Origin of the sequence: Nostocoides jenkinsii Ben 74, from assembly GCF_001046875.1 — a bacterium.
In the GTDB taxonomy this organism is placed as follows: Bacteria; Actinomycetota; Actinomycetes; order Actinomycetales; family Dermatophilaceae; genus Nostocoides_A; species Nostocoides_A jenkinsii.
The window spans coordinates 2,087,456-2,112,497 of record NZ_HF571038.1; the positions used below are offsets into that span (position 1 = coordinate 2,087,456).

Annotated in this window: 24 protein-coding genes; 11 read left to right on the top strand and 13 right to left on the bottom strand. The window is 68.0% G+C overall.

Annotated elements, in window-relative coordinates; all coding sequences use genetic code 11:
• Nucleotides 1-67 precede the first annotated feature (67 nt).
• A complete protein-coding gene (locus tag BN13_RS09810; RefSeq protein WP_235433932.1) occupies nucleotides 68-1,117 on the top strand; it encodes an IS30 family transposase in 1,050 nt (349 codons plus the stop codon).
• A 214-nt stretch (nucleotides 1,118-1,331) separates the two neighbouring features.
• Here the strand turns inward: BN13_RS09810 and BN13_RS09815 are convergent, their stop codons facing one another.
• The 6 genes from BN13_RS09815 to BN13_RS09840 all read right to left on the bottom strand — a co-directional run bounded on the left by BN13_RS09815 (nucleotide 1,332) and on the right by BN13_RS09840 (nucleotide 7,253).
• Nucleotides 1,332-1,754, bottom strand: a complete 423-nt coding sequence (locus BN13_RS09815) for a hypothetical protein (RefSeq protein WP_157038532.1) — start codon at nucleotides 1,752-1,754, stop codon at nucleotides 1,332-1,334.
• Complete coding sequence (locus BN13_RS09820; RefSeq protein ID WP_048546418.1) at nucleotides 1,715-2,305, bottom strand: hypothetical protein; 591 nt, start codon at nucleotides 2,303-2,305, stop codon at nucleotides 1,715-1,717. The genes BN13_RS09815 and BN13_RS09820 overlap by 40 nt, the downstream gene beginning before the upstream one ends.
• A gap of 55 nt (nucleotides 2,306-2,360) precedes the next feature.
• Complete coding sequence (locus BN13_RS09825) at nucleotides 2,361-2,789, bottom strand: hypothetical protein (protein WP_048546420.1); 429 nt, start codon at nucleotides 2,787-2,789, stop codon at nucleotides 2,361-2,363.
• A gap of 112 nt (nucleotides 2,790-2,901) precedes the next feature.
• The gene (locus BN13_RS09830; RefSeq protein WP_048546422.1) at nucleotides 2,902-6,309 is read right to left on the bottom strand and encodes a hypothetical protein; all 3,408 of its coding nucleotides are present in this window, start codon (nucleotides 6,307-6,309) and stop codon (nucleotides 2,902-2,904) included.
• Nucleotides 6,310-6,400: 91 nt separating this feature from the next.
• A complete protein-coding gene (locus tag BN13_RS09835; protein ID WP_048546424.1) occupies nucleotides 6,401-6,898 on the bottom strand; it encodes an SRPBCC family protein in 498 nt (165 codons plus the stop codon).
• A gap of 1 nt (nucleotide 6,899) precedes the next feature.
• Nucleotides 6,900-7,253 carry an ArsR/SmtB family transcription factor gene (locus BN13_RS09840; protein ID WP_048546426.1) on the bottom strand — a complete coding sequence of 118 codons (354 nt, stop codon included), beginning with the start codon at nucleotides 7,251-7,253 and terminating at the stop codon, nucleotides 6,900-6,902.
• Between the two features lie 99 nt (nucleotides 7,254-7,352).
• Here BN13_RS09840 and BN13_RS09845 point away from each other — a divergent pair, with 99 nt between their 5' ends.
• From BN13_RS09845 to BN13_RS09860, 3 genes are all read left to right on the top strand, one after another.
• On the top strand, nucleotides 7,353-7,730 hold the full coding sequence (locus BN13_RS09845) for a hypothetical protein (protein WP_084733678.1): 378 nt from the start codon (nucleotides 7,353-7,355) through the stop codon (nucleotides 7,728-7,730).
• 61 nt (nucleotides 7,731-7,791) lie between these two features.
• The gene (locus BN13_RS09850) at nucleotides 7,792-8,622 is read left to right on the top strand and encodes an ERCC4 domain-containing protein (RefSeq protein WP_048546430.1); all 831 of its coding nucleotides are present in this window, start codon (nucleotides 7,792-7,794) and stop codon (nucleotides 8,620-8,622) included.
• Between the two features lie 544 nt (nucleotides 8,623-9,166).
• Complete coding sequence (locus BN13_RS09860) at nucleotides 9,167-9,841, top strand: hypothetical protein (RefSeq protein ID WP_157038533.1); 675 nt, start codon at nucleotides 9,167-9,169, stop codon at nucleotides 9,839-9,841.
• Between the two features lie 64 nt (nucleotides 9,842-9,905).
• On the opposite strand, the gene BN13_RS20610 is transcribed toward BN13_RS09860, so the two are convergent.
• Nucleotides 9,906-10,718, bottom strand: a complete 813-nt coding sequence (locus BN13_RS20610; protein ID WP_084733679.1) for a nitrilase-related carbon-nitrogen hydrolase — start codon at nucleotides 10,716-10,718, stop codon at nucleotides 9,906-9,908.
• A 37-nt stretch (nucleotides 10,719-10,755) separates the two neighbouring features.
• On the opposite strand from BN13_RS20610, the gene BN13_RS09870 reads away from it, so the two are divergent.
• The 4 genes from BN13_RS09870 to BN13_RS09885 are packed head-to-tail and all read left to right on the top strand — an operon-like array spanning nucleotide 10,756 to nucleotide 14,853.
• Nucleotides 10,756-12,186 carry a DUF6421 family protein gene (locus BN13_RS09870; RefSeq protein ID WP_157038534.1) on the top strand — a complete coding sequence of 477 codons (1,431 nt, stop codon included), beginning with the start codon at nucleotides 10,756-10,758 and terminating at the stop codon, nucleotides 12,184-12,186.
• Complete coding sequence (locus tag BN13_RS09875) at nucleotides 12,186-12,767, top strand: SDR family NAD(P)-dependent oxidoreductase (protein ID WP_048546441.1); 582 nt, start codon at nucleotides 12,186-12,188, stop codon at nucleotides 12,765-12,767. Before BN13_RS09870 ends, BN13_RS09875 begins: the two co-directional genes overlap by 1 nt.
• Before the next feature lie 52 nt (nucleotides 12,768-12,819).
• Complete coding sequence (locus tag BN13_RS09880; protein WP_048546443.1) at nucleotides 12,820-13,875, top strand: threonine aldolase family protein; 1,056 nt, start codon at nucleotides 12,820-12,822, stop codon at nucleotides 13,873-13,875.
• Between the two features lie 60 nt (nucleotides 13,876-13,935).
• The gene (locus BN13_RS09885; RefSeq protein ID WP_201329078.1) at nucleotides 13,936-14,853 is read left to right on the top strand and encodes an AEC family transporter; all 918 of its coding nucleotides are present in this window, start codon (nucleotides 13,936-13,938) and stop codon (nucleotides 14,851-14,853) included.
• Nucleotides 14,854-15,061: 208 nt separating this feature from the next.
• On the opposite strand, the gene BN13_RS09890 is transcribed toward BN13_RS09885, so the two are convergent.
• Together BN13_RS09890 and BN13_RS09895 are read right to left on the bottom strand one after the other, a co-directional pair.
• On the bottom strand, nucleotides 15,062-16,588 hold the full coding sequence (locus BN13_RS09890; protein ID WP_201329079.1) for a xylulokinase: 1,527 nt from the start codon (nucleotides 16,586-16,588) through the stop codon (nucleotides 15,062-15,064).
• Between the two features lie 10 nt (nucleotides 16,589-16,598).
• The gene (locus BN13_RS09895) at nucleotides 16,599-18,014 is read right to left on the bottom strand and encodes a pyridoxal phosphate-dependent decarboxylase family protein (protein ID WP_048549054.1); all 1,416 of its coding nucleotides are present in this window, start codon (nucleotides 18,012-18,014) and stop codon (nucleotides 16,599-16,601) included.
• 162 nt (nucleotides 18,015-18,176) lie between these two features.
• On the opposite strand from BN13_RS09895, the gene BN13_RS09900 reads away from it, so the two are divergent.
• Nucleotides 18,177-18,776 carry a hypothetical protein gene (locus BN13_RS09900; RefSeq protein WP_048546448.1) on the top strand — a complete coding sequence of 200 codons (600 nt, stop codon included), beginning with the start codon at nucleotides 18,177-18,179 and terminating at the stop codon, nucleotides 18,774-18,776.
• A gap of 43 nt (nucleotides 18,777-18,819) precedes the next feature.
• Here the strand turns inward: BN13_RS09900 and gdhA are convergent, their stop codons facing one another.
• Both gdhA and BN13_RS09910 read right to left on the bottom strand, forming a co-directional pair.
• Complete coding sequence (gdhA, locus tag BN13_RS09905; protein WP_048549055.1) at nucleotides 18,820-20,169, bottom strand: NADP-specific glutamate dehydrogenase; 1,350 nt, start codon at nucleotides 20,167-20,169, stop codon at nucleotides 18,820-18,822.
• Between the two features lie 75 nt (nucleotides 20,170-20,244).
• Entirely contained in the window at nucleotides 20,245-20,544 is a 300-nt protein-coding gene (locus BN13_RS09910; protein ID WP_084733948.1) for an alcohol dehydrogenase catalytic domain-containing protein, read from the bottom strand.
• Between the two features lie 155 nt (nucleotides 20,545-20,699).
• Here BN13_RS09910 and BN13_RS09915 point away from each other — a divergent pair, with 155 nt between their 5' ends.
• Entirely contained in the window at nucleotides 20,700-22,037 is a 1,338-nt protein-coding gene (locus tag BN13_RS09915; protein ID WP_048546452.1) for an alpha-amylase family protein, read from the top strand.
• Nucleotides 22,038-22,062: 25 nt separating this feature from the next.
• On the opposite strand, the gene BN13_RS09920 is transcribed toward BN13_RS09915, so the two are convergent.
• Nucleotides 22,063-22,515, bottom strand: coding sequence for a hypothetical protein (locus tag BN13_RS09920; RefSeq protein ID WP_048546454.1), 453 nt, complete (start codon nucleotides 22,513-22,515; stop codon nucleotides 22,063-22,065).
• 250 nt (nucleotides 22,516-22,765) lie between these two features.
• On the bottom strand, nucleotides 22,766-23,785 hold the full coding sequence (locus BN13_RS18340) for a PadR family transcriptional regulator (RefSeq protein WP_053079770.1): 1,020 nt from the start codon (nucleotides 23,783-23,785) through the stop codon (nucleotides 22,766-22,768).
• 308 nt (nucleotides 23,786-24,093) lie between these two features.
• On the opposite strand from BN13_RS18340, the gene BN13_RS09930 reads away from it, so the two are divergent.
• Nucleotides 24,094-24,957 carry an SMP-30/gluconolactonase/LRE family protein gene (locus tag BN13_RS09930; protein WP_048546456.1) on the top strand — a complete coding sequence of 288 codons (864 nt, stop codon included), beginning with the start codon at nucleotides 24,094-24,096 and terminating at the stop codon, nucleotides 24,955-24,957.
• Nucleotides 24,958-25,042 lie beyond the last annotated feature (85 nt).

A 25,042-nucleotide genomic window follows, 5' to 3' on the forward strand; every position in this document is an offset into this window, starting at 1 on the left:
GGCAGGGTCATAGCGTCCAAGCAACAGCCTCCACTGGATCGGGGCTGAAGGCTGGGAGGCTGGACCGGTGGCAGGCACGAGACGGCAGTTGACGATCAAGGACCGGGCGGAGATTTCGGCTGGGTTGAAGGCGGGCTGGAGCCCGGCGCGGATCGCGCGTGACCTGGGCCGGGATCGGTCAGTGATCACCCGGGAGATTGCCCGGAACTCCACCAAGACGTGTGGGTATCGGGTGGTCAGCGCCGACGTGCGGGCCCAACGGCGCCGCGCCCGTCCGCAGCCGCGCAAGGTGGCCGCCGATCCGCTGCTGGGTCAGCGGGTGTTGGCCGATCTGCGGCAGTCTCGCACGCCCCGTCAGATCGCCGGCCGGTTGAAGTTGGAGGCCGAGGACGCCACCGTGGAGGTCATGAAGGGTTCCCTACCGGCCGGTGGCCTGCTGGCTTCGCACGAGGCGATCTACCAGTTCATTTACGCCATGCCCCGCGCCGAGCTGGTCCGCCACGGGGTCTTCCTGCGCTCCAAGCGCACCCAGCGAAAGCCCCGCTCATCGAGCAGGCGCGGGGCCCCGATCGTGGGGATGCGTCCCATCACCGCCCGGGAGAACGAACACCCCGGCAGCGCCGAGCGGAGGGTACCCGGGCACTGGGAAGGCGACCTGATCATCGGCAAGAACGGCGCCAGCGCTGCAGCCACCATGGTCGAGCGGATGTCCCGGTACACCGTGATCGTGGCCCTGCATCACGGCAAGTCCAGCGACGACCTGGCCGAGGTCCTGATCGAGCACGTCAACGCCCTACCCGAAATGATGCGCGCCTCGCTGACTTGGGATCAAGGCAGCGAGATGGCCCGCCACGCCGCGCTGACCGTCGCCACCGACCTGCCGGTGTACTTCGCCGATCCACACAGCCCCTGGCAGCGTCCCAGCAACGAGAACACCAACGGCCTGATCCGTGAGTACATCCCCAAGGGCGAGAACATCCCCGCCCATCAGCCCTACCTGAACTCCATCGCCGAAGAACTCAACGAACGCCCCCGAGCCGTCCTGGGCTACCTCACCCCCCGCGAATCCTTCGAACGACTCCTCCTCGGCCAACCCCACGTTGCTACGACGCCTTGACACCGCCTGCGACCGGACGTCTGAATGCTCGCGCCCGTGCTCGAGCGACTCGAAGTAATTCTGGTAAATCCTACCAAGGGGGGTGGGCGTTAAGCCAAAGTGGTGAGGGGCTACGGCGGACGCCACTGTCCGGCCCGAGTACGCCTCAGTAACCAGCATACCGCCTTAAATCGAGTCCTCGAAACCGGCGATTGGTGCCCGGGTCGCCGGCGACCTAGCCCGCGTCACCCTGGTTGGAGATTGCGGAGATCTTGACCTGACCCTCCGCATCGGAGGTGAAGTCGAAACGGTAGATGATGGCAAAGTTTCCTTCGATCGGCTCGCCGGTCACGATGGTGATTTCACAACTCATCGGGAAACTTTCGTCGCGAACGACGCATTGGCTGGCACCGCTGAATTGACTTGACTCCCAGTCGGGTCCGAGGGCGGCCAGCGCCTCCGGGGTGGCCAGCTGCCGGGCCTTCGCCGCGTCCCCTTCCATCAGCGCTTTCGTAAAGGCGTTGCCGACCGCCTCAGCGCCATCGGAGGGAGTCCTCGACGACATCACGTCCAACGTGACGTGATCGTCATCCGCCGTCAGCATTCCCCGGATGTGTTCTATGCCAGAGCCGGCTCCGTCGTAGCTCTGCCACACCACGCCGATTGCTCCTGAGCCCGGCGACCACGAAGTGACGTAGCTGTGCTCTCGCTGGCTGAATTCGGCGAGGTCGACATAGCCGAGGAGCCGTGGGCCGGGGTGTACACCAAGAGCAGTTCGGGCCATCCGACGCCGCCGGCCGTGCAGCCGAAGCGCACCACCAGCTCCTGATTCCCATCGCCGTTGAGATCGGCCGCAATCGGACCGACACCGTCGTCCAAGATCAGCCAACCGCTGCGCGGGGAAAACGAGGGGTCCGTCGCCCCGTTGATCAGCGTCTGCTTGGGCATATCGCACCTCGCGGGAACCTCCGCAGAAGCCAGCAGGTCGGCAATGGTGACCCGGTCGTTGCCGGAGCTGCCCGTCGCGGGATCCGTTGTCGTAGTGCTTGATTGGCCGGTGGGCGAACTCTCGACGCGCGTCGACGATTCAGAGGTCGCCAAGGCGCTGACCGTAGCCGACGGGCTGACATCGCCGCTGGAGCATCCCGCACCGAGAAGCAGCAGTGCGCCAGTGAGGAACGTCAGGGTGCGGGTTGATCGGCCGAACATGGCCACACGCTAGCCCTGGTGGGCAGCGGCCGAATCGGTGGCTCGGGCACGACCCTCAGGAGTAGACCGGGCGGTCCGGGTCCTCGGGGTCGTCGGTGCCGCGCACGTCGGGTTCGTGAGTCGGCTGGGCGAGGTGGGGATCGCCATACAGCACCTCGCCGGAGTCGGAACTCACCGCGAGTCCGGCGCTGTCGTGGACCTGGCGCGCGAGATTGCGATAGGACTCGTCCGGCAGGATCACCCCGGCGGCGTCGAGGCGGTCACGCAGGCCGTCGGCAAGGTCGTCCTCGCTGGTGGAGTGGGCTTGCTCCTGCGCCGCGACAAGCGCGTCGATATAGGCCTGAACTTGGGCCGGCTCATGATTCTCGATGAAGGCCGTCGACAAGACGATGTGGGCGAGGCGGGGGTTGGCGACGCGGGCAGCCGGGTTCGCGTCGACATCCGAGGTCTCGCCGGCCGGCTCCAGTGACTCTTCGCGTGTCATTCGCCGACTGTATGGCGATCCGCTCACCTTGTGTGCCACAGCGCGCGCCCAAATCGGTCGGCGGGACAGACGGGGCAGGACCGACCGGTTCAGGAACCGGTGGACCGTCCCGTCAACGGAACCGTGGCTGCCGCCCCAAGGTGCCCACCAGGCGGGCCCGCGTCGCCGGCGACATCGCCTCCTCGCGTGCCTGGACAACCTCCGAGAGCCGGTCGTGCAGAGACATTCGGTCGCTGACACGATCATCGCCATCGGCCGCGAGCAGCTCCTCGAGGGACGCGATCCCCGCCTCAGCGCGGACAACGAGCTGGGCTTGGGCGGCGTCGAGGCGCTCGGCATACCACGGGCTGGCCAGGACGGCCTCGCGCGTGAACATCGCCCGGAAGGCGGGATCGTCGAGGGTATGGCCATCGGCGGAGATGCCGTCGGCCATGATCTCCAGCAGCGCGCGCACCGGTGGGCAGGCCGAGTCGATGGTGCCGTCCTTGAGGTAGGAGCGGGCGACCCGTTCGTGAGTCGACACCATCACGTCCACCGAGTCCGTAAAGGCTGTCAGGTCCTGAGTCTCCGGCCGCAGAATCGCCTCGGTGAAGATTGCGTCCGGGTGCATAAAGATGCGACCGAGGAAGGTCGTCGCGAACTTCGAGGTGATTCGATAGCCGAGCCGGCTCGCAGCAACAACTCGACCGTCGGGCAGCGTCACATCGGTCATGCGCTCCAGATGGCCGGCGTCGATGAGAGCCGCTGCCGACCGCTCGGCGGGCCGCATCCGCGCAAACAGCTCCGGGATGAGCAGACTGACGTCATGGTCGACGCGAACCTGCGGTCCGACGTGGCCGGCGCCGGAGATCCAGCCGTCATAGCCGGTCAGGGCGAAGGACAAGAAGGCGGCGTTGAGGTCGTAGGTCGTCGGCAGGGCGTTGAAGGGCGACTTGGTCATCGCGCCCTCGCTGCCGGCGCCGGTCGTCGACGGCGACTTGCCCGTCATCGAGGAGATGAACTCCATGAGCAACTCGGGGAGTTCGAGGTAGTGCAGCGGGCCGAAGGCGCAGAGCGCTGGCACCCCCTCGGCAGGGGGGTTGTTGCGTCGCCCGGCCGCGACGACATCCACCCCGGTCGCAATCGGCTCGGCCAGCGAGAGGCCCCGCCCGAGCCGCAGCGACGTCATCGCGGTCGACGTGCCGACCGGGTCGGCGAGGTCGGGCCGCACCTGCAAGTAGCGCGGGTTCTTCGACGGCTTGCCGTCAACGAGCCTGGGTCGCGCGGAGCAGACGAGGTATGCCGCGTCGCTCGCCAGCGTGCCCGACGCGAACCCGGTGAGCAGGTCACGCATGGGCTCGGTGAACTGACTGACAGCGACGGCGTCATCGGCAAGTTCGGTCACGGCAGCCCGGTCGAGGGGCTCGAAGTTGGACAAAAACGTTCCGGGAGAAGCGATATCGGCCTCGGCCGTGGAGTCATAGCCGGGCACGATGGCGTCGTCGGGGCGCTGGAAAAGCAGGCCTTCGCAGTTCTCGACATATTTCACCGATGGCGCATCGGGGCCGCCGGTGGGGACCACCACCGAGGCGGTGATGTCATCCTCAGCCTGCACCTTGATGGCTGGCGAGAAGTCTGGCCGCAGCGAGAAGAGCCGATAAGACCCGTCCGACTCAAAGCCGACGCGCAGCATGTCGACCAGGACGTTTTCGCCGTCCAGGCGCAGGCGATTGCCGGGACGGCCGTTGACGCGGCTGACCGAGAAGTGGCTGCGCCAATCGGCGCCCCATTCGGCGCGGTAGGCCTTCTTGATGACATAGACGAGCTGCAGCACATGCGCCGGGATCGCCCGGATGAAGGAGTTGTGCTCCTCGGAGTACTCCGAGCTCGGGGTGAACAGCTTGATGATGCTGCCCGTGCTGCGGTCGGCACCGAGCAGGGGCCGGTGGTCCTGGCCGTTCCACAACGGCTCGGCATAACGGTCGCTGTAGTCGCGGCTGACGATCGCCTCGACGGCGTCCATGTCGGCATCGAAGTCCGCGACATAGGCCTGCCCGATGGTGATCGCGTCCGCAATCGACTTTGAGATCTCCGATTTGCCGCCGCCGGAGACAGTCGACGGTTTGTGACACACGGTCGCCGTGGCCGACGTGCCGATGATGGTCCACTGCACCGGATCTCGGCGCACCTGCTTCATCGCGACCCGGAAGCCGGTGGTGTCGAGGTAGGTCGTGTCCCCACGGAACGGGATGCGCACCATACCCTCGTCCCCCGGCCACGTGATCGAGCGGTCGTGCAGGGAGAAACGGGCGCCGGCCGGCACGAGGACCAGGCCGCGCTGCCCCGTGGCGCGTGCCCACCCGCCCGAGTCCAGCGCCCACCCCGACGGGTCGCGGGAGGTGACGTCGGCGACGGAGGGGGCGTCCGCGGCATACGTATTGACGAACTCCTGGCCCTCGTCCCACGACGGGAAGACGATGGCACCACCGGAGTGCTCTTCCTCCGCGCCACCAAAGAGATTGGCGGACATGGAGATTTGGGTCTTCACTTCCTTCTTGCAGTAGCCGAAGTAGTTGTCGGCGATGATCGTCACCATGACGCCGCGCTCGTCGCGGGCGCAGACCTTGAAGGCCTTGCCCCCGTTGTAAACCTCGGCCGGGTCGCTCCAGCACATGCCGTCGCGCACCTGGCGCTCCGTGGCGTCGTCGCGGTGCGGGAGGCCGAGCGACTTCTTGGTTGCGGTGGTCAGGTGTGGGGCGAGGATGACCAGACCGGTGTGCCCCGTCCAGCCCAGTGGGTCGAGCGCGGCGTCGTTCTCCGGGAGATAGGGATCGCCGGCATTGCCGAAGATGCCTTCGACGAAGTCGAGATTGGCGACCATCGAGCCAGGCACGATGAACCGCGTCTCCATTCGGCGTTCCCGGGTGTGGCCCGGCACGCCGACAATGACCAGCGGGCGTAGCAGCAGCGAGACGAAGCACGCGGCTGGCTCGTCCTGGGTGGAGGTGATCGGGAGTTCGAGGGCCTCGGCGGGCGGGGTGAGCGCCCGGTCGAGGAGGGCGGCGAAGACCGCGCGCGGGACGGCTTTCTTGTCGTCGGGGATCGGCAGGCCGCCCTCGGCGATGTGGAAGACGCCGGCGGTGGTGCGGCGGTCGTTGCGCGGGTTGTGCAGCACGCCATTGGCGAGGCGGTAGCTCGTGATCAGTCCGGAGCTGTAGTCGTCGGCGTCGACCGGGAGGGACAGGGTGCGCGCGAGGCCGGGCAGGTCGAGATTGAGCGTGCGCCTCGGGAGGCGAGGGGCCGGCTCGACGCCGTCGAGGTATGCCGCGAGGAACGCCTCGATCCGCTCGTCGACGGGCGGAAGCCGGTCGGCCAGGCGCCGGCTGAGCTCGCGCTGCCGCTTCAGGAGGGGGGCGATGAGCGCATCGGCCGCGGCCTGCCCCGCCTCGACCGCCTGGACCTTGGGGAGACCGAGCAGGTCGAGTCGCACGTTGACGGCGGCCAGAAGGTCGATGGACGAAGGGCTTTGCGTGCCGTTCATGGCTCCATTCTGCGCCGAATGCAAGCGGTTACTCGGCGTGTTCACCTAATGGTCGCGGAGTGCTCGCCTGATGGTCAGGCAGCCGGACTCGTCAGGCTGCGGGGTGGCGTGCCAGGAAGTCGTCGATCTGGTTGGTCGCCTGGCGAGCGCCCTCTTCCATGCCCATGTCGAGCACCTTCTGCATGTCGTGGGCCGAGGCATAGACGCTGGTCCAAGTCATCACGGTCTCGTCACCGTCGGCGGTGAAGCACACGGTGGCCTCGGTCGACGGCATCTCGCCAACGGGCTGGAAATCGGCGTCAGCAAAGCTGTCGATGAAGGTGAAGCCGTGGGGCTCGTCAGTGCTCGTGATGTCCCAGAGCCCGCAGAACTTCTCGCCCTCGGGGCTGGTCATGTAGTAGCGCGTCTGGCTCCCGGGGGTCAGCTCGTGCTGGACGAAGGTCGCCGGGTAGGTCGGCGGACCCCACACCTGCTCGATCTGGCGCGGGTCGGCATACAGATCCCACAGTCGTTGCGCCGGCGCGGCGAACCGGGCGGTCAAGGTCAGCGTGCGGTTATCGAGGTCCTTGGTGATGTCGGTGACTGGCATGTCAGTTCTCGTTTTCTGTCGGAGGTGGGTTGTCGTGCGCGAGGAGCGCGTCGATTCGGTCGATTCGGCCGCGCCAGATCGTCTCAAGCTCATCGAGCATCTCGGCGACCGAACGCACGGCCGCGACGTCGCCGCTGGTGAGTTGTTCCCGGCCCTTGCGACGCTTCGTGATCAGTCCGGCCTTCTCCAGCACGGCGACGTGCTTTTGCACGGCGGCGAAGCTCATGTCGTAGCTCGCCGCCAGGGTCGAGACCGAGTGCTCACCGGCCAGCACGCGCCGCAGGATGTCGCGCCGCGTGCGGTCGGAGAGCGCGTGGAACAGGCCATCTGCCCGATCCTCACTGGTCTCGACCATGGCTCAAACCTACAACTAAATGGTTGTATGTCAAGCAATGGGGTCCATGTCTTCGGGGAAGGGTGGTTTTCGTCGGAAGTCCCTCCTACGGTGGGGAGTATGAGCATCCCTGTGGACGTGGATCGCCTGGCGAGCGTGGTGGGGGACTTCCCCGCGGCATACCTCCTGACTGTCACGAGCGGCGGCAAGGTGAAGGTGGTGTCCGCGGATCCCGTTGTGCGCGAAGGAGTTCTTGCGTTGCCGCCCAGTGCGGGAAGCGAACGAAACCTTGCCGCCAACCCCGCAGCGACGTTGCTGTTCCCGCCGGCGGAGCACCATGGCTACGCGCTGCTGGTGGACGGTGAGGCTGAGGCGGACGAGTCGGAGATTCGTTTCACGCCCGCGACCGCCGTGCTCCACCGACCAGCCCGGCACGCCGACGGCCCACCCGCGCCTGGGGCCCTTGAGGGCTGCAGCAACGACTGCCGACCCCTCTAGGATCGCCATACGAGGGATTGTCGCCTAGAACGAGGCGGGTCGGACGCCCTAGCCTGGGGGCGTGCCGGACCCGCTGCTTGTCGCGCGCAACCCCGATCCGGACTCGAGCCTGCCCTTCCTCGTGCGCATTCCGTTGGGCGACGGGATCGTGTTGCGCGCTCGCGAGACCTGGCCGCGGGCGAGCAAGGTCTATTGTCACCGCCACGACAAAGAGTGGAGTGACGATCTGGAGATCGTCGAGACGACGCCGCTGCGCTCGGTGACGCGGCGCGGGGCGGCTATCGACATCGTGGCCGACCGGACGCGGGAGTCCCACAGCCAGTTCGTGCTCACCAAGGCCCGCGGTCGGGAAATGATCTTCTGGCAGAACGCACGTGTGGCCAAGGCAGCCCGCCCGAATATCGACCTACCGACCGCGCGCGGCAGTGGCGTGGGGGATTTAGAGATCGTTGTCGACACGCGGGAGAAGTACGCCTGGAAGTTCGGCCACCAGCAGGCCAGCACGGTGAAGCGGGCGCTTCCCGTTGGGGACTACGGGATGTTTGTCGAGGACGAACTGATCGCGGTGGTCGAGCGAAAAGGGCTGGGTGACCTCTCGGCGGCGCTGTCGGGAGGGCGAATGGCCTATCGGCTCAGTGCCCTCGAAGCGGTGCCGCGAGCGGCCGTCGTTGTCGAGCATCGGTATTCGGAGATCTTCAAACTGGAGCACGTGCGACCGTCATTGGTGGCCGACGCGCTGGCCGAATGTCAGATCCGGTGGCCGAGCGTTCCCATCGTTTTCGCGGAGAATCGCGCGTTGGCGCAGGAGTGGACCTACCGCTTCCTGGCTGCCGCTCTGCAGGAGCATCGTCACGACGATGCGGCGCGGCGAGCGTTGCCGGCTGGGGATTGAGCCTTCGCCGGACACATACCCTGACCTGCGCGTTCTGAGTAACGAGAGTTTTTGCACGAGTAATCCTCTTCCTCGCGTCCTGGGCTGCACCATGTGTGTTCGGGAGTTACGGTCAGCGGAGTCGGCTGGCAAACCGGCCAGCGGGAATGGCGAACAACGATGCGGTTGCGGGCACCGTCGCTGGTGGGATCGCTGGCTATTGCCGCGATCGTCGCCGGCTGCTCGGCTGCCCCAATCGACGAGCGACTGCAGCCCGGCGGATCGGCTAGCTCCGGGGTCGCCACGGCAGCGGGGATCGCTCGCGCGACGCCGGGAGATGTGCGGGCGATCTCGACACCCTCCGAAGCCTCGACGCCGGCCTTCGTCATCACACCGGTCGGACGCGTAGATCTCAAGTTGTCGCTGGTGCGAGGCGCGACGCTGGACCCGGACGGGCGGCGCGAACCCCCGGCCGGCGGTGCGTTCGTCGTGATTGAGGCGACGGGACTGCCAGAGCCGATGGCATCCTCCGCTGCTCGTGTCGACCGGAGGGAAGGAGTACCCGGTGTCGGTGTCCGCCCCGCGGATGGCGGTCGCGGTCTCGACCGATGGCCGCGACGCGCGCGTCGGCGTTGGCTATGACGGGCTGGTCCAGTGGATCGATGTCGCCTCCGGCAAGCGGGTCGGGCACATCCCGCGCGGCTACTACGACACCATTGCGGACGCGGTGGACACGGCGTGCCCCGACCTTGCCCCGGCGACGATGTCGGTCGGCTTTCGTCGCGTCTTTGGCTGCACGGTCCAGGTGAAGCGCTCGCCATATCTCGCCCCGACTACCGGCGGCGCGGTCTCCGAGCGGCGCACGGTCGGGTGGAACACCGAGAACAATGTCTATGTCTCCGTGCGATTTTCACCCCGGTATGCCGCCTACTGGCGTCCCAAGGGGACGTCCAACTCGGCGTCATACACCTCCTCAATCTCGCTCAACCAGCTCTCGCTGCTGGTGGCGGGCACGTCGTACCGCCCGTTGGAGATCTATCGCGAAAGCTCCACCGGACCAAACGGCTCCGACTGGCACATTGCGGTCTTCGACGTGCCGGCCGGGCAGGCGGCCATGAGTTTCACGGGCGAGGTGGTCGCGCGGGATGTGTTGGCTGACAGAGCGGGGCTGGACCCGCCGGCCCGCGGGCGGGCCACCGTGCCGGTGGCACTGACGATCACTTTTCCGCCGGTTAGGTAAGTCGGGCCGGATTGGCGAGTCGGGCCGGATTGGCGAGTCGGGCCGGATTGGTGAGTCGGGCCGGTTAAGTGAGTTGAGGGGTGAGGGGTGGCGCCACTCGTCGGTCGCGGAGGGCCGAGATAGCCGAGGCCAGCTGCAGGAGGCGAGTGTCGGCATACGGCTCGGCGAGGAGGGTCACACCCACGGGCATCCCGATGTCGGCCATCAGGCCCAGCGGCACGGTGACGGTCGGCAGGCCGAAATGACGCGGCACCAGATTGCCATTCGCCACCCAGACGCCATTGCGCCAGGCGAGGGCGGCCGAGTCCGGGTTCGTGTCGGCATCGGCCGGGCCGACATCCGCAGACGCGGGGAAGATCCCCACGCGCAGCCCATCGACCTGCACGACGGCAGGCGGCGCCGGGCCGGGGGCGAAGCGAGAGCGGTCGAGTCCGCCGAAGAGGTGGACTTTTCGGTATGCCGCACAGATCGTTCCGGCTCGATCGATGGCCACGGCGGCATTCCACGTGACGCCCTCCGGCTCCTCCCGCAAAGCGACACCGACGATCAGGCCGATGCCTTCCTCCCGGGCGATGGCTGCGGCGTCGTCCACGAGCGAGGCCGAGGTCAGGTCGTCGCCGAGGTCCCCGATGTCGTAGCCGGTCAGGGCCAGTTCTGGCGTGACCAGGAGGGTCGCGCCGCGCGCCGCGGCGGACGAGGCCGAACTCCGCAGACGCGCCAGATTCCGAGCCGGTGACCGCATTACCGGCGCCATCTGCCACACCGCCACCGCGGGTTGCCCCATACGACGCAGGGTAGACCCGGCTCCCCCGGGGAGTCGGTGCTCCGCGGGTCGGGCTTCCCAGCACCGCCCACCCGAGGTGCGGCCACGCAACATTTCCTGCTAAGCGACGTGATATGCGACAATTTTGCGTATGAACGCCACAATGAGAGCGAATCTTGTCCATCCTGAGGTGATGGACGCGGAGTTCGGTGCCTCGTGGTCCCTGCTCAAGGGGGCCGCGACCGCACTGCAAGCACTGCAGGCTAAGGACGGCTCTCTGGAGCGTTCCGAGGATGCTGCGCAGGCACGGGAGCTGGTGCGCTCGATCATCGACGCCATCACCGACCTGGCGCCGTCCTTCCCCCACGACGAGGCCTATCTCAAGGCGGTCGTCGTCGACTTCGAGCGCTGGGCCGACCAGGGCTTCGGAGTCCCCGACTTCCTCGACTCCCTGATGGAGTTCCACCCCGAGCGCCATCGCATCGACGGACTGCGCCATCTCGTCGTCTTCCCGATGTACACGCAGAACGGCTCCACCAGCCGTCTCGTGGAAGCCGTTCTCTGCGAAGTGATCTGGCCCGACTTCGTCGCCGATCTCGAAGCCGGCGACTACGGCAACAAGCTGTTCGTGCCGATCCGGTTCCTCGACTTCACCCCGGGCTATGACACGAACTCGGCCGTGCTCTTCCCCGAGTCGGTCGCGATGCGCGAGGTTCCGAGCTTCACCTGGGGCGGCATCTTCGCCGACCGCGAGGCCGCGCGCTATCGCCGCGTCGTCGCGGCCGCGGCCGAGGTGACCAACCTCGACCTGCCCGAGGGCGTGCAGCGGCTGCTGGCCGACCAGCAGTTGACCGAAGAGGCCTTCGTCATGTGGGACCTCATTCACGACCGCACGCACATGCGGGGTGACCTGCCGTTCGACCCGTTCATGATCAAGCAGCGGATGCCCTACTTCCTCTACTCCCTGGAGGAGCTGCGCTGCGACCTCACGGCCTTCCGCGAGGCGGTGGCGATCGAGCGCCGAATCGCCGCGGTGGCCGAGCCGAGCCAGGACGAGGCGCTGCTCGCCGACCGCGCCAAACTCGTGCAGTATGCCGTGATCTTCGACCGGATCTTCCGCTTCGCCATCACCGGCTCCCGGGTCCGCAACTACGACGGACTCGGCGGCCAGTTCCTCTTTGCGTGGCTCCACCGCAACCGGGTGCTGCACTGGACCGATAGCGCGCTCGCCTTCGATTGGGACCAGGTCCCGGACGTCATCAACGAACTCGGCGCGGCGATCGAGAACCTCTACTGGGAGTCCATTGACCGCCCCAAGATCGTCCACTGGCTACGCGCGTACGACCTGGTCTCGGCGACGGTCGAGCCGCACCCCGCATCCGTATGGAAGCGCGGTGACCTCCCGCTCGACGGGCCACCCAAGGGTCTGACCGACCTGGTGCTGGACGACGAGTTCCCGTTGTCGATGTTCTACGAAGCCTTCGAACGCAAGATGCGCGACACCATCTTGTCGACGTCCGGCATCACCGGTTCCAGCGTCAGCTCAATCGAGGTCGGCCCGATGGCCGGCGGCGCCGCCTGATGGGGCGGGTCGTTGTTGCCGGCGCGGCGGGGCCGTCCGGTCAGGCGGTTGTGCGCGCGCTGCGCGCGGCCGGGCACGACGTCGTACCGGTGACCCGGTCGGAAGTGGACCTTTCCGACGCGGCGGCCGTCGCGGCATACGCCCGCGAAGTCAGCGCGGCTGGACCGGTCGACGCACTCGTCCACCTCGTGGGTGGGTGGCGCGGCGGTGGGGGCGTGGCCGGGCAGAGTGACACCGATTGGGAGTTCCTGTCCGAGCGGGTCATCGACACGCTGCGCCACACGAGCCGGGAGTTCTTTGCGGCGCTCGCGGCGAGTGGTGGGCGCCTGATCATCGTCAGCACCACCGGACTTGCGGCCCCGCGCGCCGGCAATGCCAACTATCTCGCGGCCAAGGCGGCCGCCGAGGCCTGGACGCAAGCGCTCGGCCATGAATTGGCCAAGACCGGTGGTGGCTCAGACATCCTGCGGGTGCTGGCGCTCTATTCGGATGCCGACCGAGAAGCCAACCCCGAGAAGGACTTTGGCGCCTGGACCCACGTCGACGTCCTCGGTGGGCGCATCGTGACGGCACTGGCATGAGTGTCGACTCGGCGGCTTCCGGCGGGGATCGCGCCACGGGGATAATGCCGCGGTGACTACTTTGCACGATGCGCAGCGGCGCGGTTTTGCCAGCGACAACTACTCCGGTGTGCACCCCGAGGTGTTGGCCGCGATCGCGGCCGCGAACGGCGGCCATCAGTCGGCCTATGGCAATGATGTCTACACCGAGCGGCTGCAGGAGGTCATCCGCGGCCACTTCGGCGAGGCGGCCCAGGCCTTCCCCGTCTTTAATGGCACCGGTGCGAATGTCACTGCGCTGCAGTCGATTCTGCCGCGCTGGGGGGCCGTCGTCTGCGCACGGACCGCGCACATTCACGTCGATGAGGGCGGGGCTCCCGAGCGCGTGGCCGGCCTGAAGCTGCTCACCGTCGCCACGGACGACGGCAAACTCACGCCGGAATTGGTCGAGACCGAGGCGTGGGGCTATGGCGACGAGCACCGGGCTCAGCCGCTGGCCCTGTCGATCACGCAGTCGACCGAATTGGGCACGCTCTACACGCCCGCCGAGATCCAGGCGCTGACCGATCTGGCGCACTCGCTGGGGATGGTCGTGCATGTCGACGGCGCGCGCCTGTCCAATGCCGCCGCCGCGCTCGGCATACCGTTCGCGGACTTCACCACGAACGCCGGGGTCGACATCCTCTCGCTCGGCGGCACCAAGAATGGTGCCCTCGGCGCCGAAGCGGTGGTGGTCCTGAACCCGGATTCGTCTGCGGGACTTCTGTTTTCACGGAAGTTCAATATGCAGCTCGCGAGCAAGATGCGTTTTGTGTCGGCGCAGCTCATCGCCCTGTATGAGGGTGACCTGTGGCAGCGCAACGCCGGCCACGCCAACGCGATGGCCGCGCGGCTCCGCGCGGCGCTCAGCGATGTCCCGGGCATCGAGTTCAGCCAGGACACCCAGTCCAATGGGGTCTTCGTGATCCTGCCCGAGGGGGTGGCCGAGCCGTTGCGGGAGCACTACGCCTTCTATGACTGGGACGCGGCCCGCCGCGAAGTGCGCTGGATGTGCTCCTTCGACACCAGCGAAGCTGACATCGACACCTTCGCCGCCCTCGTGAGGGCCGAGGTCGCCAAGCACGCCTGACCCGGTTCCGGGGGGTGAAACGCCAGGTCTGCGCGGGCCGAGCCCGCTTAGGGTCCCGGTGTGGCCCTGCTCGCGGCTTTGCTCGACGTCATCGTCCCGGTGCTCGTCGTGGCCGGGGTGGGTGCGCTGCTGGGTCGATCCTTCCCGCTGGACCAGGCGACCATCGGCAAGGTCGTCCTCTATGCCCTGACGCCGGCGTTGTGCCTGCATACGCTCCTGACAACGCAAGTCTCGGGGCGGGAAGGTGCCCAGCTGATCGGGGCGTATGTCGGTGTGGTCGCCCTGGCCCTGCTCGCCGGCTTCGCGTTGTCGCCCGGCTTGCCGGGGCGCTCCCGCCGGGCGGTGGCCGTTGCGGTCGCCCTCGGAAACAACGGCAACATGGGCCTGCCGATCTCGATGTTTGCGCTCGGCCGGATGGGACTGGATCAAAGCGTCCTGATCTTCTTGGCGTCCGTGGTGCTGACCTTTGTCGTGGCGCCCGCGGTCTATGGGGCCGAGGGTGGCGTGCGGGGGACGGTGCGCGCGGTGCTTCGGTTGCCGGCGATCTGGGCGATGGGGGTGGCGCTGCTGGTGCGCAATCTGGGGGTGCCGGTGCCGGTGGGGATCGGCCGCGGGATCGAACTTCTCTCGCAGGCAACGCTTCCCGTGCTGCTGCTGGCGTTGGGTGTGCAGCTCGGCGCGAGCCGCGGCCTGACGATCACCCGGGCGATCGCCACCGCGGTGCTCGGTCGCATCGTTGTGATCCCGGTCCTGGCGGTCGGGCTCGGGTGGGCCATCGGGCTTCCGGCTCTCCCGCTGCAAGCGCTCGTCCTCGCCTCGGCCATGCCCACGGCGGTCAACGCCTTCATCCTCGCGCAGGAGTATGAGGCGGACGTCGAGACCGTCGCCGGCGCCGTGACCCTCTCGACCTTCGTCAGCTTCGGCACGGTCGCCATCGTGACGGCCCTGCTCCCGGCTGTGGGTACCCTTGCCCGCTAACGCAGCCGCAGCCAGTCGGGGGCTAGTCCGGGTCGTGAGGCTTTCTCGCGCTGGTGAGGCTTTCCCGCGCCGGTGAGGCTTTCGACCGGGTGGGTGAGGCTTTCCTGACGCGGTGAGGCGCTATAACGCCTCACCGCGTCAGGAAAGCCTCACCAGCTCCGGCGAAAGCCTCACGAGCGTGCGAAAGCCTCACCAGCGTGCGAAAGCCTCACAAGCGAGGGGTGTTGAGGCGGGCGAACATCCGCTTGTTGCGCGAGTGCAGGCCGGGGAACTCGGCATACAGCTCGTCGTAGGTTGCCCGGTGCGCTGGGTTCGGCCGGAAGGTTCGATCAATCGGCACGAGCCCCGGGACGTCCGCCGCGCGCACCGCCCCCATGGCCAGCCCAAACATCATTGCCGCGCCGCGCAACCCGGTCAGCAGCGGATCGGCGACGCGCTCCAGCGTCCGGTCGCACACGTCGGCCAGGATCTGGCACCACACCTCCGACGCGGCGCCCCCACCGATCACGCGAATCGGATCGAGCCGGCGCCCGGTGAACTTCTCCGCCCCCGCGAGCAACCATCGCAGGTTGAACGCCACGCCCTCGAGGACCGCCCGCGTCAGCTCCGGGCGCCCCGTCTCCAGGGAGACGTTGTGGAACCCGCCGCGGGCCGCACGATCGTCAACCGGCGAGCGCTCACCGTTCAGCCACGGGGTGAACAGCACCCGACCCGATCCGGCCGGGACGGAGTCAGCGGCGGCGAGGAGATCGGCATACGACAGATCGGGGGCGAAGGCGTCCCGGAACCACTCCAGCGCCCGCCCGGCGTTGTCTTGATTGTCGGCGAGCACGTAGTTCCCGTCGCCGATGCCCGGCACCGACGCCAGCGACCGCAGGACGTCGGTCTTCTTCGCCGGCACCGGACACGAGATCCACGCCGACGTGCCCAAGGACGCATGCGGGGCATATAGGTCGATCGCCCCAGAGCCGACAATCGCATTCTGCAAGTCCGGCGTGCCCGCCAAAACCATTGTCGCCGAGGGGATTCCAAGCGCCTCCGCGACGTCCGAGCGGACCGGGCCGATGATGCTCCCGGTGGGTCGCAGCGGCGGCAGCCGGTCCGCATCGACCCCGGCTAACCCCACCAATACCGGGTCGTATGCCGCGTGGCCGAGATCCCGGTTGTCCGTCAGCCAGGCGGCGGTCATCGAGGCGGGCGTGGCGGCGGCAACGCCGGTGAAGCGCATCGTCAAGTAGTCCACGGGTTCGAGATGCCAGCGGGCGGGGACCTCGGGGCGGTCGTGGCGCAGGTGCAGCATGTGCGCGATCGGGTCCGCGCCGGTGGGGCTGGGCACCCCGCCGGATCGGCGCAGCCAGGTCGTCAGGGGGCGCGCGGCATACCCGAGGACGGGCCCGCCGAAGCGTCGCGCCGAGTGCTCCGCGCCGCGCGTGTCGCTCCACATCAGGCATTCGGCAACGGGGAGGCCGTCGGCGTCGACCGGCACAGTGCTCGCCCATTGGCCGGTGCAGGCGATACCGACCACGCGCGAGCCGACGACGGCGCCGCTCGTGATCGCGCTGGCGGCAACGCCAATGATGGTGTCCCACCACATGTTTGGGTCCTGAACGGCGGCGCCGTGGACCGCGCTCGCCCGCTCGTACCACCACCACACCGGCTCCCCGGTGACTGTGTGGAAGCCGACCTTGGGGCCACCGCTGCCGAGGTCGACCGCCAGGACGAGGTCTGCGCCCACGTCCAGAACCTCAGGCGCGAGCCGGTGGCAGGGACTGTTGGGTGTCCAGCATGCCGTCCATGATCATCGTCATAACAGCCTCGACCTCACTCGTCAGGCCGCCGATCACGCCGCCATAAATCGCCCCCGAGTGCGCGAGGCGCCCGGCGGCCTGCTGCTCCCGCGCATACGCCACCGCCTCGGCGAGATCCGCCGAAAAGGCCTCCAACACACAGGCTTTGGTCTGGGGGCGGGTGACTGCGAGGTGAATGGCGTTGGGATATTGCTGCCCGTTGAACCGCCAGCCACGCGGCTTCATAAAGTCGGCCACGTGATAGATGTCGAAGGCGTCGCTGGTGAAGGAGAAGCAGAACGTTGGTGCGCCCATGATGCGCAACTCCGGGTGGCTGCGCACCGTCGCCATCATTGCCTCGGCTGTCGCAAAGATGTCCCGGGCGTAGGCCCGATAACCGTCCCGCCCGAGGTGAACCATCGACGCCCAGGTCGCGGCGAGCAGGCCGCCCGATCGGGAGCCGTCCATGCCAGGTGACATGTACTTGCCTCCCGACCAGCCGACCTGGTGGAAGTACTGCGCATTTCGAATCGCCTTGTCCGAGAACACGACAACCGACGATCCCTTGAACGCGTAGCCGTACTTGTGCGTGTCCGCCGAGATGGACGTCACGCCGGGAACGCGGAAGTCGAAGGCCGGCACGGGATAGCCGAGTTCCTCACCGAACGGCAGGATGAATCCGCCGAGACAACCGTCGACGTGCAGGCCCGCGCCGCGATCGAGCGCGATCCGACCCAACTCCGCGATCGGGTCGATGGTGCCGTATGGATAGTTCCCGGCCGATCCGACAATCGCGATGGTGTTGTCGTCGATCGCCGCCGCGACGACCGCGGGATCGACCAAGGTCGTTGCGGGATCCACTGGGACAGTGCGGTTTTCGATACCGAACAGATGGCACGCCTTGTCGAAGGCGGGATGCGCGGTCTCGGGTTTCACGAGGTTCGGCAGGCGCCCGGCGGCGGCCGAGATGCCGCGGGTGGCCGCGGCATACTCCCGATAAGCCAGGATCGCGTGCAGGATGCTGCCGGTCCCGCCGCTGGTGACCAGCCCGCCGGGCCTCGTGCCGGTCACGGCCTCAGCGTGCATCAGGTCGAGCACCATGGCGATGATCTCGCCCTCGAACTTCGTCTGCGAGGGGCACATGTCCCGCTGCAGCGCGTTGACGTGGGCGAACTTCGCGAACGCCTCGGTCAGGTAGGCGTAGTGCTCGTGATCGCCGCAATACATCGTCCCGGAGATCTTGCCGCTCTCCCAGACCGCGTCCTCCTCGGCGGCCATCGCGGTTAGCTCGGCCAGCAGGTCTTCGCGCGGCCGACCCTGCTCGGGGAGGGTCCGGTGGACGGGGAAGCGGTCGGCATACGGGAAGTCGGACATGGTGCCCTCCGGGTCGCGGTCGAACAAAGGCGATGTTACCAATGGGTATTGCGATTCCCTCGCCCCCGCGGGAACGGGCCGACAGCAGGCGCCATAGCCGCCCCGCCTATCCTCAAGGGAGTGCAGGCGGCTCGCCGCCGCGGTTCGACGAGGGGATTGCACATGGCCATTGGTGGGTTCGCTCGGAACGTCGAGGGCCGCATCATCGGCCGCGCGGCCGCGGAAGCGGCCTGGGTCCCAGCGGGGAGAGACCTCCTCGCTGGCATCGCCAGTCAAGCCAACGCCACCATCTCGCAGAGTGATTTCGCCGATGAGGTGCAGCGCCGGGGCGGGGTGCACGCGCTTGGCCAGCCCGCCGGCTGGCTCGCGCACTGCCTCGAATCGCTCGCCATCGCGACCCACGCGGAGGGCATCCCACCGCTGACCTCCCTCGTCGTCCAGGGCGACGGCAAGGTCGGGGAGTCGTATGCCGCGTCCTTGGCCGCCTATGGCCGCGACACCTCCGCGGGTGGTCGGGATCGGGAAAGCCAGGCGGCGGCCGATCGGATCGAGTGCTACCGCTGGGCGGGGGCGCCGGAGCCGCTCGGTGGGTGGCGCGCCCGGACGCCCTCAGGCGCTCGCACATCTTCCACCCGCACGCCCGCTACCCGGACACCTACCACCCGCGCGACGAAAGCCGTTGTGCCGGAGCGGGAAGCGGCATACTGCCCGAGTTGTTTCATGGCCCTGCCGGCCACGGGACGCTGCGACTACTGCGCCTGACGCAGCCCAGATCGCATAAGGCCAGATCAGATAACGCCCCGGCTCAGATGACGCCCAGCGCCACCATCGCGTCCGCCACCTTGATGTAGCCAGCCAGGTTGGCGCCGGTCACATAGTCGCCGGGGGCGCCGAATTCCGCGGCGGTCTCCACGCAGCGCGTGTGAATGTCGCTCATGATCTGCTCCAGCCGCGCCTCGGTGTCCTCGAACGACCACGCGTCGCGGCTGGCGTTCTGCTGCATCTCCAATGCGCTCGTCGCGACGCCCCCGGCGTTGGAGGCCTTGCCCGGGGCATACAACACCGACGCCTCGCGGAAGAGGTCGATCGCCTCGGGAGTGCACGGCATATTCGCCCCTTCGGCGACCAGCTGAACCCCGTTGTCCAGCAACGACTTTGCCGCGTCTAGCGGGAGCTCGTTATGGGTCGCACAAGGGAGCGCGATCTGGCACGGGACGTCCCAGAGCGAACCGTCGGCGATGTGCCGCGCCCCGGGGCGGGCCTCGGCATACTCCGAGAGACGCGCCCGACGCACCTCCTTGAGGTCCTTGAGCAGGTCGAGGTCGAGACCGGCCTCGTCGACGATGTAGCCATTGCTGTCGCTGCAGCCGATGACGGTGCCCCCGAGTTGGTGGACCTTCTCGACCGCATAGATCGCGACATTGCCGGAGCCGGAGACGAGCACCTTCTTGCCCTCAAAGCTCTCGCCCCGCGTCGCGAGCATCTGCTGCGCAAAGAACACCGTGCCGTAGCCGGTCGCCTCGGTGCGGACCTTCGACCCTCCCCACGACAGCCCCTTGCCTGTGAGGACGCCGGACTCATAGCGGTTGGTGATGCGCTTGTACTGCCCGAAGAGGTAGCCCAGCTCCCGCCCGCCGACACCGATATCCCCGGCCGGGACGTCAGTGTATTCGCCGAGATGGCGATACAGCTCGGTCATGAACGACTGACAAAAGCGCATGACCTCGCCGTCGGAGCGGCCTTTGGGGTCGAAGTCCGAGCCGCCCTTGCCGCCGCCGATCGGCATACCCGTCAAAGCGTTCTTGAAGACCTGCTCGAAGCCCAGGAACTTGATGATCGACAGGTTGACGCTCGGGTGGAAGCGCAGGCCGCCCTTGAACGGCCCGAGCGCGGAGTTGAACTCGACCCGGAAGCCCCGATTGATCTGGATCTCGCCGTTGTCGGCAACCCACGGCACCCGGAAGATGATCTGCCGCTCCGGCTCACACAGCCGCTTGATGATCGACCACTGCGCGAACGCCGGGAACTTGCCGATGATCGGCGACAGGCTCTGCATGACCTCGAAGACGGCCTGGTGGAACTCCGCCTCACCCGGATTGCGGGCGATGACGGTGTCGAAGTGCGGTTGCAGGCGCGGGTGGATGGCAGCGGTCATGAGGCCAGCCTGCCCCATCACTTGTCGCTCGGGCCGCTCGGTGTCAACGCGCGAACGCTGGGACGCGCAGCGCGCCTACGGGATCTGGACCTTCAGCGCGTCGGGGGATCGCATCGCGGCGGTGGCCGCGGCGACAAGATCACCCTCGCTGAGGCCGGTGACGCCAGCGCCTACGCCGGCGATGGTCCCGGCGAACTCGTGCCCGGGGACCAGCGGGTACTCCCCCGGCGCGTAGTGGCCGCTGAACAGGTGCAGGTCCGTCCCGCACATGCCGGTCGCGCCCGGCTTGATCAGGACCTCACCGGGGCCAGGGGTCGGCACCGGCATCGAGTCGAGCGTGATGTTGTCGTTTCCGTCGATCACGACGGCGCGCATGTCGGCCACAACCGCACGCTAGCGCCTGGGCCGGGACCCCGTGGTTGGCCCTGTGGGTGTCCTAGGCCGTGTTGCGAAAGTCGTGGACGGGGTCCCCGCGAAGTATCGGAGCGAGGTACGAGCGGAGAACTTCGTGGGTGTCCTAGCGTTGGGCCATGCCGAACTGGGTCGAGGACGCATTGTGGTGGCAGGTCTATCCGCTCGGTTTCGTCGGGGCGGTGCAGGAGCCGGGCACCGCCGACGCGGCCCCGATCCGGCACCGCTTCGAGCACCTCGAAGCGTGGGTCGAGCACGTGATCGGGTTGGGGCTCAACGGGATTCTCCTCGGGCCGGTGTTCGCCTCCGGCTCCCACGGCTACGACACGATCGACTATTTCCGGATCGATCCCCGCCTCGGCGACGACGCGGACTTCGACCACTTCCTTGCCGTATGCCGCGCGGCCGGCCTCCGCGTCCTCCTCGACGGCGTCTTCAATCACGTGGGCACGCAGTTTGAGCCGTTCCGGGAGGCGGTCGCCGGTGGTGAGGCGTCGGCGGCGAGCCGGCTCTTCCGCTTCCACTGGGGGAGCACGAACGATCTCGGCTTGCCCGCGTATGACTGTTTCGAGGGCCACCAGGCGTTGGTGGAGTTGAATCACGACGCCCCGGAGGTCGCGGACCTCGTCGTTGACGTGATGTGTCACTGGCTGGGCCGGGGGATCGACGGATGGCGACTGGACGCGGCATACGCCGTCCCGGAGTCGTTCTGGGCGCGGGTCCTGCCGCGGGTGCGCGACCGCTATCCCGACGCCTATGTCCTGGGTGAGGTCATTCACGGGGACTATCCGGCGATCGTCGGGGCGTCGGGGATGGACTCGGTGACGCAGTACGAGTTGTGGAAGGCCATCTGGTCAAGCCTGGCGAGCGGCAACTTCTTCGAGCTGTCGCACGCCCTGGGTCGACACGGCGAGTTTCTGGATTCCTTTGTGCCGCAGACATTTGTGGGCAATCACGACGTGACGCGGATCGCCAGCCAGATCGGCGACCCGCGGCACCTGGGGCACGCACACGCCGTCCTGCTCGCCGTCGGGGGCACGCCGTCGATCTACTACGGCGACGAGATGGGCTACACCGGGGTCAAGGAGGATCGGATCGGCGGCGACGATCAGGTCCGGCCGGTCATGCCGCCGACCCCCGGAGACCTCTCGCTCGGTCACGAACACGCCGAAGCCCTCCGCGCGCTGGTGGGGGTGCGCCGTCGGCATCGGTGGCTGCACACCGGGCGCACGACGGATCTGGCGTTGGCCAATGAGACGTATGCGTTCGCGGTGGAAGGAGTTGATGGGGCGGGCGCCGCGGGCGAGCGAATTGTGGTGTGCCTGAACCTGACCGACGATCCGGCGGCCTTCGCGAACCTGGACGTCAGCGAGATTGTGGCGACCGGGCCGGACGGGACCAGCCTCGACGGATCAGGGGTCACGGTGCCGGCGCACGGCTGGGCCGTCCTGGAGTGAGCGCGTCGGCGTCAGGGCGTCGGTGTCAATCGGAGCCGCCGATGTCCACGGCATACGCCTCGTAGATCAGGTCCGAGCCGCGCTGGCGATGGCGGGCGAGCAGGGCGAGCAGCTGGTTGATCGCCTCGCGATGCCCGGCGACGTCCTCGCCCGCCGTCCCCTCATCCCGCGCGTCGAGCAGCCGGCCCACCTCGGTGACGAAGTGGACGTGGTCGGCGAGCTGAGCCTCGACACCCGAGGCGAGCCGAGGGGAGCGGGTGCGCAGATCGGCATACAGACCGCCGGGGGCCTCGGTAAGGGAGACGTGATCCTCCAGATCGTGGGCGAGTTCGGTCAAGGCCGCGCGCACCCGGCGACGCCAGAGCTGGCCGAGCCCGAGCGGCATCGCGAGCGCGTCATCAAGGGCTCGCATCGCCTCGCCCAGCTCCCCCCGGTGGGCCCGAACTTCCTCTAGGTATGCCGTGATCTCGCTGTCCATGCCGCCTCCCTGCGCCGATGGTCCCCCCATGGTCCCGGACCGGAGCCGTGCGCGCTAGGGGCAGTCGCCGGTCGCGGGTGGGGTGAGACAACGAGGGCTTCCGCCCGCCGCGAGTTGCGGCGAGGGGAAGCCCTCGTGGCCTGGTGTGCAGGCGCAGCCTGGTGTTCGGGGTCAGCCTGTGTTCAGGCACGGCCCTTGTTCAGGCTCGGTGACCTGGGGTCAGGCGAATCCGACGAGCGGGTGCTCCGCGTCAGTCGCTGAGGTCGTCCTCGACGAACTCCGCGTCGACCGCATCGTCATAGGTAGGCGCCGGTGCGTCCTGCGGACCGTCGGCCAGGATGCGATAAAGGGCGCGGCGTGTCTCATCGAGGACCTTGGTGGCCTCGGCGAAGGTCGCGGCATTGCGGGTGGCGCCGACGGCCTTGGTCGCCATCGCGACCTGACCGAAGGCCTGCCACATCTGGCCGCCGGGGCGACCTCCGAGGGCATCACTGGCATCCTGCGTCGCGGTGTCCCACGGCGCCGGACCCTGGTGTGCCGCAACGGCATCGCGGCCGGCGTCGGTGAGTTCGTAGACCTTGCGGCCGTCGACCTCGTTCGGCGCAATCAAGCCCTCGTCCTCAAGCTGTGCCAGCGCGGGGTAGATGGCGCCGGAGCTGGGTCGCCAGCTTCCGCCCGTCCGTCCGGCGAGTTCCTCGATGAGCTGGTAGCCATTGCGGGGCTCCTCGGCGATCAGCAGCAACGCCGCGAGGCGGACATCGCCGCGCGGGCGCCGCCCACCCCGGCGACCGGCGAAGTGGCCGCGGTGCGGGCCGTGGCGGTGACGCTCGTCGCGTCCGCCGCGCTCGCCCCGCTCGGCGCGACCCTCACGCTCGGGCCGGCCCTCGCGCTCGGGACGGTCGCCGCGCCCGACCCATTCGGTGCGGTCCCCGCGGGGGCCGCGCTCGCCGCGGGGACCGCGGCGGCCACGCTCGGTGGCGGGCTCCGCAGCATACTCACCGCCCCAGATCGGGTGGGAGCGGTCGAAGCCGGCTTCGGCCTGGCCGCGTTTGGCGGCCTCCCAGAAGGAGCGAGCCAGGTCGGCGCCCTCGGGGCCGAACAGGCCGCCGGGGCCGAAGGGCCCGGACTTGCCGAACGGACCCTGCGGACCGAAGAGGTTGTCGAAGGGGTTGTCGCCGGGGCTGCGGCGACCGTGACGGCGATCCCGGCCGCGGCGCGGGCCCTCGTCTTGGTAGTCGGAGAACTCGTGATCGTGTCGATCGTTGTTCATGGTGCATCTCCTCGTGGTGGAGTGCCGGTCGGATTGACGACACGGCAAGAAGGTGTGGGTCCGGGCGAACGCCCCCGCGTCCTGCTCCGGATCATCGCTTCGTTGTAGCGACATGTGAAAGATATATCGTTAAGTCGCAGGTGTCAACTCCACCTGGCTCTACTCGCTCCCGATTGCCCGACCAGGTCTGACGTCCGGACGGCGCAGGCCGGATCCGGGTTGAGGCTCGCCGGCCTCGGGGTCGGTACCCTCACGAGAACTCCAACGCTCGGGGTGGCCGAGCGGTTCGCGGTGAAAGGTGCGAGGTCATGACGGCAGCAACGGTGCTTCTGGAAGGGCTTGGGTTCGGCGAGGGCCCGCGCTGGCGCGACGGGAAGTTGTGGTTCAGCGACTTCTATCGGCGCGCGGTTTATACGGTCGACCTGGACGGAACCGAGACCAAGATCGTCGACGTGCCGCAACAGCCGTCAGGCCTCGGCTGGCTGGCGGACGGCCGCCTGCTCGTCTCGAGCATGCGCGACCGCAAGGTGCTGCGGCTCGACAACGACGGTGGCCTCGTCGTGCACGCGGACCTGTCTGGCCTCGCCGACTTCCACGTCAACGACCTCATCACCGATGCGACCGGCCGGGCGTATGTCGGCAACTTCGGCTACGACCTCCATGCGGACATGCACGTGCGCGACATACCGACGATCCTCGGTGACGAGAGCGCCGCGCGCACTCGGGTCGTGCGGATCGAGCCCGACGGCGAGGTCGTTATCGCCGCCGAGGACATGCGCTTCCCCAACGGTATGGCGCTCATCGACTCCGGCCGGACCCTCGTGGTCGCGGAGACGTTGCGACTGCAGCTGACGGCATTCGATTTGGCGGCGGACGGGAGTCTGAGCAACCGCCGAGTATGGGCGTCGACGGCGCCCCAGATGGTCGCCCCCGACGGCATCGCCGCCGATCCCGAGGGTGGGATCTGGGTGGCCGCCGCGTTGGGTGCGGCCGTGGTGCGCTATGCCGAGGGCGGAGAGGTCACCGGGATGGTCGAGACGAGCCAGAACGCGTTCGCGTGCGCGCTCGGCGGGCCGGACGGGCGGACGCTGTTCGCATGCACCGCGCCCGACAGTGACCCGGGTGTGGTGGACGGAAAGGCTCTGGGGAAGATCGAGATCGCGACGGTTTAGGGGCCGGGGGCACGCGGCATACGGCAACTCAGCACAAGTTAGTCAACTGTGGACAGCTTGCAAGGTGTCCACAGTTGACTAACTG

What these genes read in the sequence shown, in the direction of transcription:
- BN13_RS09820 (WP_048546418.1), bottom strand. Translation starts at nt 2,305, where the DNA reads ATGTTCGGCCGATCAACCCGCACCCTGACGTTCCTCACTGGCGCACTG.
- BN13_RS09825 (WP_048546420.1), bottom strand. Translation starts at nt 2,789, where the DNA reads ATGACACGCGAAGAGTCACTGGAGCCGGCCGGCGAGACCTCGGATGTC.
- BN13_RS09830 (WP_048546422.1), bottom strand. Translation starts at nt 6,309, where the DNA reads ATGAACGGCACGCAAAGCCCTTCGTCCATCGACCTTCTGGCCGCCGTC.
- BN13_RS09835 (WP_048546424.1), bottom strand. Translation starts at nt 6,898, where the DNA reads ATGCCAGTCACCGACATCACCAAGGACCTCGATAACCGCACGCTGACC.
- BN13_RS09840 (WP_048546426.1), bottom strand. Translation starts at nt 7,253, where the DNA reads ATGGTCGAGACCAGTGAGGATCGGGCAGATGGCCTGTTCCACGCGCTC.
- BN13_RS09845 (WP_084733678.1), top strand. Translation starts at nt 7,353, where the DNA reads ATGAGCATCCCTGTGGACGTGGATCGCCTGGCGAGCGTGGTGGGGGAC.
- BN13_RS20610 (WP_084733679.1), bottom strand. Translation starts at nt 10,718, where the DNA reads ATGTTGCGTGGCCGCACCTCGGGTGGGCGGTGCTGGGAAGCCCGACCC.
- BN13_RS09870 (WP_157038534.1), top strand. Translation starts at nt 10,756, where the DNA reads ATGAACGCCACAATGAGAGCGAATCTTGTCCATCCTGAGGTGATGGAC.
- BN13_RS09875 (WP_048546441.1), top strand. Translation starts at nt 12,186, where the DNA reads ATGGGGCGGGTCGTTGTTGCCGGCGCGGCGGGGCCGTCCGGTCAGGCG.
- BN13_RS09895 (WP_048549054.1), bottom strand. Translation starts at nt 18,014, where the DNA reads ATGTCCGACTTCCCGTATGCCGACCGCTTCCCCGTCCACCGGACCCTC.
- BN13_RS09900 (WP_048546448.1), top strand. Translation starts at nt 18,177, where the DNA reads ATGGCCATTGGTGGGTTCGCTCGGAACGTCGAGGGCCGCATCATCGGC.
- gdhA (WP_048549055.1), bottom strand. Translation starts at nt 20,169, where the DNA reads ATGACCGCTGCCATCCACCCGCGCCTGCAACCGCACTTCGACACCGTC.
- BN13_RS09910 (WP_084733948.1), bottom strand. Translation starts at nt 20,544, where the DNA reads ATGCGCGCCGTCGTGATCGACGGAAACGACAACATCACGCTCGACTCG.
- BN13_RS09915 (WP_048546452.1), top strand. Translation starts at nt 20,700, where the DNA reads ATGCCGAACTGGGTCGAGGACGCATTGTGGTGGCAGGTCTATCCGCTC.
- BN13_RS09920 (WP_048546454.1), bottom strand. Translation starts at nt 22,515, where the DNA reads ATGGACAGCGAGATCACGGCATACCTAGAGGAAGTTCGGGCCCACCGG.
- BN13_RS18340 (WP_053079770.1), bottom strand. Translation starts at nt 23,785, where the DNA reads ATGAACAACGATCGACACGATCACGAGTTCTCCGACTACCAAGACGAG.
- BN13_RS09930 (WP_048546456.1), top strand. Translation starts at nt 24,094, where the DNA reads ATGACGGCAGCAACGGTGCTTCTGGAAGGGCTTGGGTTCGGCGAGGGC.